The organism is Winogradskyella vincentii (assembly GCF_020166345.1).
GTDB classification, from domain to species: domain Bacteria; phylum Bacteroidota; class Bacteroidia; order Flavobacteriales; family Flavobacteriaceae; genus Winogradskyella; species Winogradskyella vincentii.
In genome coordinates this window covers 44,945-57,824 of the sequence record NZ_JAIUJS010000009.1, presented here as the reverse complement: position 1 = coordinate 57,824, position 12,880 = coordinate 44,945, and the positions used below count along the sequence as shown (strand labels likewise).

Genomic DNA, 12,880 nt, shown 5'->3' with positions numbered 1-12,880 from the left:
ATAAACGCTCTTTTAGAAATCATCATATGTTTAAAAACTTAAAAGTAGTTGAGCTAGCAAGCGTTTTGGCTGGTCCATTAACTGGTACTTTCTTTGCAGAGTTAGGCGCAAAGGTTATTAAAATAGAAAATAAACTTACTAAAGGAGATGTTACCAGAACCTGGAAACTCCCAACAGAATCCAAAGAAAATTCTATTTCTGCATATTATAGCGCTGCAAATTTTTCGAAAGAAAGAATATTACTCAATGCAAAAGATCAAGTAGATTATGAAATTTTAATTAATCACATTAAGAATGCCGACATTGTTATAACTAACTATAAACCAAGTACAGCTAGAAAATTAAGATTGGATTATGATGTCTTAAAACAATACAATCAATCCCTTATTTATGCAGAACTTACAGGATTTGGAGGTAATGAATCGAGACCTGCATTTGATGTCGTCCTACAAGCAGAAACCGGGTTTATGTATATGAATGGCGAACCAAATAGAAACCCGGTAAAAATGCCAGTTGCGTTAATTGACATACTTGCCGCTCACCACTTAAAGGAAGCTATTCTGTGTGCAATTATTAACAAGCTAAATACAGGTAAAGGAAAACATATCAAAGTTTCACTTTATGAAAGTGCTTTAGCATCTTTGGCAAATCAAGCCACTAATTGGTTGATGGAAGCCCATATTCCCCAACCTATGGGAACCCAGCATCCTAACATTGCTCCTTATGGAGATATGTATACTACCAAGGATGGTAAACTACTTGTTTTGGCCATTGGATCCGATAAGCAATTTGAAAATTTTTGTTCGCTCACAGGTATAGAATTTAAAAAGTTTGAAACCAATGCCCGGCGATTATCTAAAAGAGAAGTCTTAAATAGCGAAATAAGTCAGTACATAGCCCAAAAAACATCAGATTTCTGGATATCTCAACTGGAACTAAAAAACATCCCATATGGTATAGTAAAAAACATGCAAGATGTTTTTAAAGACAAGAAGTCAGAAATGATGCTACTTAAGGAAGTAATTGAAGGCATTGAAACGGTTAGAGTAAAAACTGCACTGATTTAGCAATTAATATATGGGTTCTATCAACGCTAAAAAACTTGATATTAAATCAGCTATTGAAAGATTTCCAAAAATTAAAAACCCTTTAAAATCATACGATTAAAAAGGGTTTTGCGGAGAAAGAGGGATTCGAACCCCCGGAGGTGTGACCCTCGCTGGTTTTCAAGACCAGTGCATTCGACCACTCTGCCATTTCTCCAATAGCGGATGCAAATATAAAACGCTTTTTTATCTAGCCAAAGATTTTTCTTTAGTTTTTTCAATTAAACCAAAATGGCAAATCAATTGAAAATTAAATTAGCAACATTTAGCAAAGCATTGTATTTTCGGCACAATAAATGATTATAAAATCGTTATTAGAGAAATTAAAACTTATGAAAAATTATTTTTTTGCTTTTATGCTTGTAATTGGACTTCAAAGTTTTGCCCAAAACAAAACCATTGCCTCAGGTGAGAAATTGGTATATACAGCATCCTATAATATGTCAGGAATACTAACTGATATAGCACAAGTTAAAATGGAAACAAGCGAGGTAAAAACCTCAAAAAGCACATTACTTAGACTTAAATGTACTGCTGCAACTTTTAAAAAGTGGGACAATTTTTTTAAGATTAGAGATTTATATGAAAGCTATGTAAATCCAAAAACCTTGACACCTTATCTTTATAAAAGAGATATTAGTGAAGGTGGCTATTATAAGTTTATGCAATATAAATTCAGTCATAAAACAAATACTGTACAAAGCAACAGAAAGAAAAAAAGAGGTGATGGAACAATTTGGGAAACCAATAAAACTTTAAAATTAAGCCCTTCAACAAAAGACTTGGTAACAACATTGTATAGTATAAGAAACATGGATATTCATAAAGCAAATCCTGGCGATCAGCAAAACCTTACTGTTCTTTTTGATAATGAAGAAACTGTAATTTCGGTTCGTTATGTATCAAAAGAAACTATATCAACAAATATTGGTAGAAAAGAATGCTATAAATTGGCCATTTCAATGCTAAATGGCAATGTTCTAAAAGGTAGTAACTCTAATTTAATTTGGTTAACAGCAGATCAAAATAAAATACCAGTTTATGCCAAATTTAAAATACCAGTTGGTAACGGTGAATTAAAAATTGATTCAGCATCAGGCTTAAAATATTAAAACATGAAAAAAGTATTTATAGTTCTTGGCTTTATTACAGCAATATTAGCAACCATTCTTGCTGTAACACCACTTTCAAATCTAGCCATTATACCAATTATCGTTGCGTTTTTATGTGGCTTAATGATATTATTTATTTCCAAAAAGCAGAATACAAAAACAAAAACAATTCAATACATATTTTTGTTGGTTATTATTTCATTGGCCTTAACCATTTACAAGGGTGTATTCAATACCACAGAATTAGGAGATACTGAGCAATTAGAACAAAGAGCAGAAGAAAATCTTGAAGATTCTAAAGAAATTCTCGAAGATTTAGAAATCGATGAAGATTTGTAATTACCCACTTAATTCTATTAACATATATTAAAATTTTTAATTTATTTTTGCGCAAATCAGTTATTTATCTATGAAATTACTATTTGCCTCAGCATTGGTTCTTGTCGGTTCATGTTCTACTCTTAGACATAGCGAAAGAATTGAAAACCTTAAGAATAGTATTTCTTATGATGATAAAGAAATCGTTGACAAGTACTTAAACACAATTACTGAAGAGGAATTAAAACTACACGTCGAGGAAATTTCGGATGATAAGTATGAGGGACGAATGACAGGTGAACCTGGACATAATGAAGTCTGTAATTATATTAGATCTTATTATTCCCAGCAAAATATTAAGGCGCCAGAATCGCATCCAGATTATTTTCAAGTAGTTCCTGAAGAAGTCTTACCAGAGGACGTTAAAGCGTCTCAAAACATTATAGCATTTATTGAAGGGTCTCAATTTCCTGATGAATATATTTACATTTCTGCACATTCTGACCACGAAGGAATAATCGATGGTCAAATATATAATGGAGCAGATGATAATGGATCAGGTACTGCAGCTGTATTAGAAATGGCAGAAGCATTTAAGCAGGCTGCAATTGATGGGAATGGACCTAAACGTAGTATTGTTTTTCTTCACGTTACGGCTGAAGAAATTGGACTACACGGCTCCAGATATTACACCAATAATCCTATTTTCCCAATTGAAAATACCGTATCAACCTTAAATATTGATATGATTGGTCGGGTTGACGATGTGCATAAAAACAAGGAAGATTACATTTATCTCATAGGTTCAGATAGAATCAGTACTGAGTTACATTTTATAGCGCAGACAGCCAACTCTACTTTTACAAATCTTGAAATAGACTACACTTTTAATGCAGAAAAAGATACTAACCGATATTATTACCGGTCTGATCACTACAATTTTGCTTTAAAAGGAATACCAGTTATCTTTTTCTTTAACGGTGAACATGAAGATTACACAAAACCAACCGACACGGCTGAAAAGATAAATTATCCATTGCTATCCAAGAGAACGAAATTGGTCTTCGCAACTGCTTGGTATTTAGCTAATTCTCCTGTTAAACTTAAGGCCGAGAAAATTTAAGTTAAAGTTTGTTAAAAGAAATTTAGTGTATTAAGTAAGGCCTCTTAATTTTTGTAGCTTTACTGCTGTTTAAACAATTATCTAACAATAAATTAATGAAGAAATTACTTATACTTTGGTGTGTCTCACTGATTATTGCAAGTTGTGGTACATCCACCAAGAGTGCAGCACCTGCACCGACACCTGAAACTAAATCTACAAATGTTGCTACTCCAGCAACTTATGCAGCAACAATTACCTCAGACGAATTAAAGGAAATGCTTTACAAATATGCGTCAGATGAGTTTGAAGGTAGAGAAACCGGTGAAAAAGGTCAGAAATTGGCTGTAGATTATTTAAAAACTAAATACCAAGATATGGGCATTGCATCACCACTTGGCGATAATTATTTTCAAGATGTACCACTTGAAAAGCAAAAAGTAGCGGAAGCGCAACTCAGTGTCAATGGCAAAACATTTGAAAATTTTAAAGATCTTATTGCTGTAGCCGTTTCCGAATCAGTTGATGTATCAATTAATGAAGTTGTATATGTTGGTTATGGTATTGACGCCGATAATTACTCAGATTATAAAGGTGTTGATGTTAAGGGTAAAATTGTTTTAGCCAAAGCAGGAGAACCTAAAGACGCGGATGGCAACTATATTACTTCTGGTGATAAAGAAGACACTAAATGGACTAACGGACGTCAATCATTATCTAGTAAAAGCCAAGCCGCAATGGAAAATGGAGTTAAAGGATTGATTTATTTAGATGAAGATTTGTTTTCAAGATATGCTCCTTATTTTAAGCGTCAAGCTTCCTCTGGTTCTGCAGGTCGCCTTTCGTTAAAAAGCAAGGAGGAAGGAATGATGATGCTAATGGTAAATAAAGATGTTGCAACTGCACTTCATTCTGAAATTATAGATGATAATACTCCTAAAGTTGTTAATACCGATTTAAAAATGGCAGTTGAGAATAACTCAATCAACGTATCTTCAGAAAATGTTGTAGCATTTATTGAAGGTTCAGAAAAACCTGAAGAGATTTTAGTTATTTCTGCCCATTTAGATCATGAAGGTGTAAAGAATGGTAAAGTGTATAACGGTGCTGATGATGATGGTTCTGGTACAATTGCAATTTTAGAAATAGCTGAAGCTTTTAAGACAGCTCAATTAGCAGGTGATGGACCTAAACGTTCTATCTTGTTTTTGCATGTTACCGGAGAAGAAAAAGGTCTTTTAGGGTCAAGATATTACACTGATATGGATCCTATCTTTCCACTGGAAAACACAGTGGCAAATCTAAATATTGATATGATTGGTCGTATCGATCCGAAACGCAAGGAAGGCAGTAGAAACTATGTTTATCTCATTGGAAGTGATAAATTGAGTTCTGATCTACATGGCCTTTCTGAAGAAGTAAACAAGAAATATACTAATGTAGAATTAGATTATACTTACAATGATGAGAACGATCCAAACAGATATTATTATCGCTCAGATCATTACAATTTTGCAAAAAATAATGTTCCTGTGATATTTTATTTCAATGGCACTCATGCAGATTATCATAAGGATACGGATACACCTGATAAAATTGAATACGATTTATTAGAAAACAGAACTAGGCTTGTTTTTCATACAGCCTGGGAAATAGCAAATCGTGAAGAACGCATTGTTGTAGACAAAGCAAGTGAACAATAAATAATAAATGATAATATTAAAAAGTCCATTCAAATTTGAATGGACTTTTTTTATACAAAAAAAGCCCTTCGTTTCCGAAAGGCTTGGTCTTTTTGGGTGGAAGATCGGTCTCGAACCGACGACCTCCTGAACCACAATCAGGCGCTCTAACCAACTGAGCTACAACCACCATTTTAAATTGGACTGCAAATGTAAATTATTTACAATTTTCTACAAAGTGTTTTCTTTACTTATTTTAGGTCGAAAAGAGATTCTACAGCAGGATATCGTTCTGCTGTGAAGCCTTCACCATATTCAGCACCAACCAATCTCCCAAGGTTTCTAGCTCTATATTTTATACTATCAGTAAAATTTTTGCTCGAAATAGGTGTCTCTGGTTCATTATTATTTGGATCGTAAAACTGAGTTTTATAAGCTAAAACAGCTTCCATTTTTTTATCCATATAACCCGAAACATCTACTACAATATCTGGTTCCAAGTCCTGCCATTGAATATAGTGATAAACGGCTTTTGGTCTCCAAGCATCTTGTGCAGTATTATCCTTATTAAAAGTATCTATTTTTCTTAATCCACTTAAAAAACAAGAGTCACTAACTAGTTTACTTCCTTTTGCATGATCTATATGCCTATCCTCTATTGCATTGCAGATTACAATTTCTGGCCTATAGAAACGTATCATTTTAATTAATTCTAATTGATGTAATTTGTCATTAACAAAAAACCCATCTGCAAACTGCATATTATATCTGCTCTTAACACCAAGAATCTTGGCTGCATTAAAAGATTCTTCATCGCGTGTTTCAGCTGTCCCTCTTGTTCCAAGTTCACCACGAGTTAAATCAATTATACCAATTTTTTTTCCATTGGAAACCTCTTTAGCGAGTGTTGCGCCACAACCTAATTCAACGTCATCTGGATGTGCTCCAATGGCTAAAATGTCTAATTTCATTTAATTTTTACTTTTCTGTGATGTCAAAAATATTAAAAAGTAGATAGATTATCATTTTCTTTCTATTTCGCAAACGTTATCGGTTTAAAATAATGCCATTTAAGCATTAAAAAAATGAGCAAAGTTGAAAAATTCATAATAATATAAAAGCATGACATTCGTCATAAATATTGGCTTTTAATGCCACTAACTTTACACCATAATTAGAGATAGAACCATCTATGAGCTTAATGCTTGCAATTTTAATCATTACCATCGCCTTATTTATTTGGGGCAAATTCACACCAGATATTATTGCACTGATTTCAATGTTAAGTTTGTTTCTATTCGGAATACTAACGTTAGATGAAACATTAAGTGGTTTTAGTAATCCAACAGTGATTATGATTGCAGCCTTATTTATAATTGGAGAAGGCCTATCTCAAACAGGATGGACAGCAATGGCTGGAGAAAAATTCATAAAACTAGCAGGAAAAAGTTCAACAAAACTATTGTTGATTACTACTTTAGGTTCTGGTCTTTTGTCTGGTGTAGTTAGTAATACAGGTACTGTCGCTACTCTTATGCCAGTGACTATTTCTTCTGCATGGAGTATCGGAACCTTACCATCTAAGATGTTGATGCCTGTAGCTTTTGGATCAAACACAGGAGGACTATTAACCTTAACAGGTACACCTCCTAATATCATTGTAAACAATACCATGCTAGAAAGTGGCTTAGAAGGATTCTCATTCTTTGAATTTGCCTTAATTGGGTTGCCTTTACTTTTACTTGCATTATTGTACTTCAGATTTATTGGTTACAAACTTTTACCAAATAATAAAACAAACAACAAACCGGTTGATATAAGCACAACACTTCATAAATGGATTGAAGCATATAAAGTCGATGATGATTATTATAGGTTAAGAGTACGTTCAGTTTCTCCTCTTTTAGGCACCAAGTTAGGTGAATGGGACTTTGAGAATAATCATAACGTTTCTATCCTTAGAATAAAACGAAGACACCCAAATCGGTTAAAAGGGAACGACCCATTTATAGAATTCCCTGAAGATGGTACGGAATTTAAATATCACGATATTATTACGGTAAAAGGTGATACACCAGCTATTAATGCCTTAATGATTAAGTTTAGATTAGGTCTACTTCCATTAGAACCAGTTGCTAATGAGCTGCGAAACAACCTTATTAACCAAGAGGTTGGTATGGCTGAAATTTTAGTTACTCCAAAATCTCTCCTAGTTGGTAGAAAAATAAGAATTGGTAGATTCTTTAAACGGTTTGGAGTTCAATTAATGGCAGCTTCAAGAAACAATAAACCATTTACAGAAAGAGAAGTTAGAGTTAAAGCTGGAGATGCATTCTTAGTTAGAGGCATATGGAGTGATATTGAACAATTAAAGGTACACCATGAAAACCTTGTGATATGTGGCAGTCCAGAGGGTATGTCTAAAACAGTTACCAATCTTACATCCAAATCGTACATCGCTTTGTTTGCTCTGGTTTTAATGATTGTACTATTGGTATTTAAAATTGTTCCTGGTGCTGTAGCTGCCTTGATTTCTGCAGGTATCATACTTATCACAGGTTGTGTGCCAATATCTAAAGCCTACAAAGGTATAAGTTGGATAAGTGTTGTAATGATAGCAGCAATGATTCCAATGGGTATTGCTTTACAAAAAACCGGAACTGCTGAACTCATTGCCCAAGGACTAGTGAATACACTTGGTAGCTTAGATCCTATTGCACTATTAGCAGGTGTGTTCTTATTAACTACTGGATTTAGTCAAGTTATTAACAATTCTGCTACGGCAGTACTTATGGCACCGATTGTTATTATTGCCGCTAACACATTAAGCTTATCTGCGGCTCCATTTATGATTGCGGTTGCCATTAGTGCTTCAACAGCATTTTTAACACCTGTCGGTACAACAACAAACGCTATGGTAATGACATCAGGTGGTTACAAGTTTATAGATTATGTAAGAGTGGGCGCTCCTTTGCTCCTACTGTTTTTAATATCAACATTATTATTAGTGCCATTAATATGGCCATTTTAAAAAACGTCAAAATAAATTATTAACTCATGGAAACATTATTAAAAGATCAAAAGATGAAGACAAGAGACCTTACAAAGTATGGTATTATAGATTCTAAAGTTCATTGGAATTTATCGCCAAAAAAATTACAAGCCATTACCGTTGAAAAAGGTATGGGAAAAGAGACTGCAAATGGTACATTAGCCATTAATACTGGGAAATTCACAGGACGCTCACCTCAAGATAGATTTTTAGTTAAAGATGATTATACTAAAGATAGAGTTTGGTGGGGAAAAACAAATAAAGGAATTTCTCCTGAGAACTTTGATTTCTTACAAGGTGAGATTGAAAAATATCTTAGTGGTAAAGAAATTTTTGCGCGTGACGGATATGTTTGTGCTGATCCAAAATACAGATTAAACGTTAGAACTATAACTGAATATCCTTGGTCTAACATGTTTATTTATAACATGTTCTTAAGACCTTCAGAAGAAGAATTAGAAAATTTTGAAGAAGAATGGCTGGTACTTTGTGCACCTGGTTACGAATGTCCTGAGCCTGCTAAATATGGTTTAAGACAAGGTAATTTCTCTATACTTAATTTCACTAAGAAAATTGCCTTAGTTGGTGGTTCTGCTTACACAGGTGAAATGAAGAAAGGTATATTCTCTGCTTTGAATATGATATTACCAGTTGACAAAAACGTATTACCAATGCACTGTTCGGCAAATGTTGGCGAGGCTGGAGATACTGCAATTTTCTTTGGTTTATCTGGTACTGGTAAAACAACACTTTCAGCGGATCCTGAACGTAAATTAATAGGTGATGACGAACATGGTTGGACAGCGGAAAATAGAATCTTCAATTTTGAAGGTGGATGTTATGCTAAAACCATTGACCTTACTGAAGAAAAAGAGCCAGACATTTATAGAGCCATAAAGCCTGGAGCAATTCTAGAAAATGTGATTTTTGATGAAAATAACAACGTTGATTATTTTGATAGTAGTATTACACAGAATACTCGTGTAAGTTACCCTATCTATCATATAGATGATATTCAAACTCCATCATATGCTGATAATCCTAAGAACATATTTTTCTTAACATGTGATGCATTTGGTGTATTACCTCCTGTATCTAAATTAACTCCTGGACAAGCAGCTTACCATTTCATTTCTGGTTATACTGCTAAGGTTGCCGGTACAGAAGCTGGTATTACAGAACCCGTTCCTTCATTCTCAGCATGTTTTGGTGAGCCATTTATGCCATTACACCCAACTAAATATGCAGAAATGTTAAGCAAGAAAATGCAAGAAGCTGGTGTAAACGTATGGTTAGTGAATACTGGCTGGAGTGGTGGTCCTTATGGAGTTGGATCTCGTATTAAGCTTAAATATACAAGAGCTATGATCACTGCCATATTAAATGGAGATTTAGACAACGTTGATTTTGAACAACATCCAATATTTGGATTAAATATGCCTAAGTATTGTCCTAACGTTCCAACAGAAATGTTAGACCCTATGAATACTTGGTTACAAAAAGGTGCTTACATTAGTAAAGCAATTCAATTGGCACATTCATTCCACTTGAATTTCGAGAAATTTGCTAGTGAGGCTTCAGATCAGATTATAGAAGGCGGTCCATTAATTGATGAACACCATCACTTAGGCGACCATGTTTAATAATTCCATGATAAGAAAGAGCCCAGAAATGGGCTCTTTCATATTAATTTTAAGATGAGACTCATAATATTTGCCCTTTTAGTTAGCTGCTTTCAATTTACCTCTTATTCCCAAACCTCTACAGAAGATTATTTAGGCTCTTGGTATACTTATGGTAGTAGCCATAGGTTGAATGAAAGATTTAGTTTAAATCCATATGCAGAACTTCGTTTTTACGAAGCTTCTTCAAACTATAATTTGGCGTTTGTTTCCGTCCGTGGTAATTATCATTTTAAGAAAAACCAAAGTATAGGATTTGGATATGCCTACCTAGATATAGATACAGTATTTGAGTTTGATGATGAACCTAATGTACACGAACATAGACTTTTCCAACAGTACACAAAATATCATAGATTAAATGCGCTAAAGCTATCTCATCGAGGTCGATTGGAACAACGATTTCTAGATTTTACATCTAATTCAGAATTGCAAAATAGATTTAGATATAAAATACAGGCAAGGTATGATGTCAATAAAACCTTGTTTTTAGTCGTATCAGAGGAACCCTTTGTGAACTTTCAAGATCAGGTTTTTCACGAAAATAGATTCTACACTGGCTTAGGTATAAATTTTCTCAAAAACTCACAATTACAAATTGGTTATTTAAAGCAACATATCCGAAAAAATAATCTAAACCGAATTCAGATTGGGATAAGCATAAAAACTGATGCCAGAAAACAAAATACTATAGCGCATCTATAGCACTATTTATATCGCGCTTTATATCCATAATATTTTCTATTCCTACTGAAAAACGAATCAATTGATCACTAATTCCCACATTGTCACGCTCCTCTTGCGTTAATAAGGCATGTGAAGTTAAATGAGGAGAAATAACAGTACTTTCTATACCTGCTAAACTCATTGATGATTTAATTAATTTAAGTTGCTTTTGAAATTCAGTAGAATCTAAATCTTCAGTCAATTCAAAAGAAAGCATCGCACCAAATCCCTTCATTTGGCTCTTTGCCAATTTATGTTCTGGATGAGATTTTAAACCAGGATAATACACCTTTGAAACTTTTGGATGTTTATTCAACCATTTAGCCAGTTTCATGGCGTTCTTGGTTTGCTCTTTAACTCTCAATCCCAGAGTTTTCATACTTCGCTCTAACATCCAAACCGTCATATCACTTAGACTTCCTCCAAGATTCTTACCAACATTCCAAATACGTTCAATATGTTCAGCTGTACTTGCAACTGCACCTGCACAAATATCACTATGTCCACCAAAATATTTTGTTGCAGAATGCATTACCATATCAATTCCAAAATCAATTGGGTTTTGATTTACAGGTGATGCAAATGTATTGTCCATGGATGTTAGAATACCTTTAGATTTCCCAAGCTGAGCAATAGCCTTCATATCAGTTATGGTCATTAAAGGATTAGATGGTGTTTCAATATGGATCAATTTTGTATTTGGTTTAATAGCATTTTCAAAATCATCCACAGTATAACCATTCGTAAAAGTGAATTCGATGCCATATTTAGGAAATTCCTCTTTTATAAAATTAACTGTACCACCATAAAGGGTATTTTGTACAACAAGGTGATCACCTTTTTGAAGAAATGCGAGAAACATTGTACTAATAGCGGCCATTCCAGACCCAAAAATCATTGCAGCTTCTGTATGCTCTAAAGCAGCAATTTTTTTTGATAAATATTCTTGATTTGGTGTGTTAAAATATCTTGGATAGCGTTTTATATCAACATCCAAAAATTCATATGACGAACTTAAATACATTGGTGATACTGCACCTTTAAATTGTTCGTCTTTGACTTCACCGACATGTGTACAAATTGTATTTAATCCTAGTTTTTTCATGACATAAAAATAATGGATTAATACTTAAGTACTAAAATATTTTAATTCTTATTGAGATAGTACATCACAATGACATGCGGTATTGTAATAGCCGCTAAAAAAGCAAAAAACAAGGTGATAAATTGAATGTTTAGACTCTTAGACAAATAATAAACAAAGACCAGACCTACAACAGAAATCAGCCAATAAATAATTGAGGATTTAATGTATTCAAATAGGTTCTTAGAATTCAGTTGTCCATGCAATGATTCAATTTGGTCTATAAGCGATGGGATTGAATGCCAAACTATAAAATAAATAGCAAATGCCCATAGCAAAGAAGCAACTTTAAATAAAAGTGCAAAAAGTAGTAACAAAAATATTTCTCTAAAAAATTCAACCTCTTTGTCAAAGTTTCTTCTATTAAGAAATACGGAAACACCAGTTATAATAACACCTAGTATTAGAAATAATAGATAATGAACCTCGGCAAGATTAACACCAGATAGTTCAAAAATTACAACACTTGTTGCTTCGTGATTAAAATAAAATAAAAGTCCAAAAATCAGAGCACCATAACCAAAAAACAGTATTTGCCCTATTAAGTTTTGGTGACTAAGTTGGCTATGGAAATGTTGTTCTCCAAAATGATAACAACTAAATGCAACAAATAACAATAAGGCGATAAAGGGTAAGTTTATGAATACAACGCATGTTAATAATACCAATAAAACATAGAAAACCAAATATTTTACGATATGCGAAGATGAGCCTTTCTTAAGAAATCGGATAAGTGATATATCGTTTGAACCATGAAAAATTCCAACTGTTAATATTAAACCATAAGCCAAATACGATTCGAACTTAAAATTTATTCGTAAGGTAAACCAGAGCAGGAAAACAGTTAAAAAAAGCCTAAAAATTGAAGATTTCACGATGCAAAGGTATTCAAATTTCATTTTGTTTAATTTTTTTATGAAAATTTTAAACATTTTTTGTTTAACTATTTTTAATTT

General features: G+C 33.4%; 11 protein-coding genes and 2 tRNA genes. 8 read left to right on the top strand and 5 right to left on the bottom strand.

The genetic code is table 11. The features are described from left to right. Positions 1-26: 26 nt before the first annotated feature. Positions 27-1,067: a CaiB/BaiF CoA transferase family protein gene (locus LBV24_RS13480; protein WP_224479184.1), complete on the top strand. Its 1,041-nt coding sequence runs from the start codon at positions 27-29 to the stop codon at positions 1,065-1,067. A gap of 111 nt (positions 1,068-1,178) precedes the next feature. Here LBV24_RS13480 and LBV24_RS13475 read toward each other — a convergent pair. Beyond that, positions 1,179-1,263: transfer RNA gene (locus LBV24_RS13475), tRNA-Ser, on the bottom strand. A gap of 175 nt (positions 1,264-1,438) precedes the next feature. On the opposite strand from LBV24_RS13475, the gene LBV24_RS13470 reads away from it, so the two are divergent. The 4 genes from LBV24_RS13470 to LBV24_RS13455 all read left to right on the top strand — a co-directional run bounded on the left by LBV24_RS13470 (position 1,439) and on the right by LBV24_RS13455 (position 5,341). Further along, complete coding sequence (locus tag LBV24_RS13470) at positions 1,439-2,218, top strand: DUF3108 domain-containing protein (protein WP_224479183.1); 780 nt, start codon at positions 1,439-1,441, stop codon at positions 2,216-2,218. 3 nt (positions 2,219-2,221) lie between these two features. Further along, complete coding sequence (locus LBV24_RS13465; protein WP_224479182.1) at positions 2,222-2,557, top strand: FUSC family protein; 336 nt, start codon at positions 2,222-2,224, stop codon at positions 2,555-2,557. 70 nt (positions 2,558-2,627) lie between these two features. Then, entirely contained in the window at positions 2,628-3,659 is a 1,032-nt protein-coding gene (locus LBV24_RS13460) for a M28 family metallopeptidase (protein ID WP_224479181.1), read from the top strand. Positions 3,660-3,754: 95 nt separating this feature from the next. After that, positions 3,755-5,341: a M28 family peptidase gene (locus tag LBV24_RS13455; RefSeq protein WP_224479180.1), complete on the top strand. Its 1,587-nt coding sequence runs from the start codon at positions 3,755-3,757 to the stop codon at positions 5,339-5,341. 94 nt (positions 5,342-5,435) lie between these two features. Here the strand turns inward: LBV24_RS13455 and LBV24_RS13450 are convergent. Further along, a tRNA-His gene (locus LBV24_RS13450) sits at positions 5,436-5,511 on the bottom strand. A 60-nt stretch (positions 5,512-5,571) separates the two neighbouring features. Then, entirely contained in the window at positions 5,572-6,291 is a 720-nt protein-coding gene (bshB1, locus tag LBV24_RS13445; RefSeq protein WP_224479179.1) for a bacillithiol biosynthesis deacetylase BshB1, read from the bottom strand. A gap of 221 nt (positions 6,292-6,512) precedes the next feature. Here bshB1 and LBV24_RS13440 point away from each other — a divergent pair, with 221 nt between their 5' ends. The 3 genes from LBV24_RS13440 to LBV24_RS13430 are packed head-to-tail and all read left to right on the top strand — an operon-like array spanning position 6,513 to position 10,759. Continuing rightward, on the top strand, positions 6,513-8,351 hold the full coding sequence (locus LBV24_RS13440; protein WP_224479178.1) for an SLC13 family permease: 1,839 nt from the start codon (positions 6,513-6,515) through the stop codon (positions 8,349-8,351). 26 nt (positions 8,352-8,377) lie between these two features. Continuing rightward, complete coding sequence (gene pckA / locus LBV24_RS13435; protein WP_224479177.1) at positions 8,378-10,015, top strand: phosphoenolpyruvate carboxykinase (ATP); 1,638 nt, start codon at positions 8,378-8,380, stop codon at positions 10,013-10,015. A 54-nt stretch (positions 10,016-10,069) separates the two neighbouring features. Then, positions 10,070-10,759 (top strand): DUF2490 domain-containing protein, encoded by a 690-nt coding sequence (locus tag LBV24_RS13430; protein ID WP_224479176.1) that lies wholly within the window; start codon positions 10,070-10,072, stop codon positions 10,757-10,759. On the opposite strand, the gene LBV24_RS13425 is transcribed toward LBV24_RS13430, so the two are convergent. Together LBV24_RS13425 and LBV24_RS13420 are read right to left on the bottom strand one after the other, a co-directional pair. Next, positions 10,743-11,885, bottom strand: a complete 1,143-nt coding sequence (locus LBV24_RS13425) for a trans-sulfuration enzyme family protein (protein WP_224479175.1) — start codon at positions 11,883-11,885, stop codon at positions 10,743-10,745. The genes LBV24_RS13430 and LBV24_RS13425 overlap by 17 nt on opposite strands. 41 nt (positions 11,886-11,926) lie before the next feature. Next, entirely contained in the window at positions 11,927-12,823 is an 897-nt protein-coding gene (locus LBV24_RS13420; RefSeq protein ID WP_224479174.1) for a Brp/Blh family beta-carotene 15,15'-dioxygenase, read from the bottom strand. Between the last annotated feature and the right edge of the window lie 57 nt (positions 12,824-12,880).

Coding starts and splice junctions, on each gene's coding strand:
- LBV24_RS13480 (WP_224479184.1), top strand. CDS start 27: ATGTTTAAAAACTTAAAAGTAGTTGAGCTAGCAAGCGTTTTGGCTGGT.
- LBV24_RS13470 (WP_224479183.1), top strand. CDS start 1,439: ATGAAAAATTATTTTTTTGCTTTTATGCTTGTAATTGGACTTCAAAGT.
- LBV24_RS13465 (WP_224479182.1), top strand. CDS start 2,222: ATGAAAAAAGTATTTATAGTTCTTGGCTTTATTACAGCAATATTAGCA.
- LBV24_RS13460 (WP_224479181.1), top strand. CDS start 2,628: ATGAAATTACTATTTGCCTCAGCATTGGTTCTTGTCGGTTCATGTTCT.
- LBV24_RS13455 (WP_224479180.1), top strand. CDS start 3,755: ATGAAGAAATTACTTATACTTTGGTGTGTCTCACTGATTATTGCAAGT.
- bshB1 (WP_224479179.1), bottom strand. CDS start 6,291: ATGAAATTAGACATTTTAGCCATTGGAGCACATCCAGATGACGTTGAA.
- LBV24_RS13440 (WP_224479178.1), top strand. CDS start 6,513: ATGAGCTTAATGCTTGCAATTTTAATCATTACCATCGCCTTATTTATT.
- pckA (WP_224479177.1), top strand. CDS start 8,378: ATGGAAACATTATTAAAAGATCAAAAGATGAAGACAAGAGACCTTACA.
- LBV24_RS13430 (WP_224479176.1), top strand. CDS start 10,070: ATGAGACTCATAATATTTGCCCTTTTAGTTAGCTGCTTTCAATTTACC.
- LBV24_RS13425 (WP_224479175.1), bottom strand. CDS start 11,885: ATGAAAAAACTAGGATTAAATACAATTTGTACACATGTCGGTGAAGTC.
- LBV24_RS13420 (WP_224479174.1), bottom strand. CDS start 12,823: ATGAAATTTGAATACCTTTGCATCGTGAAATCTTCAATTTTTAGGCTT.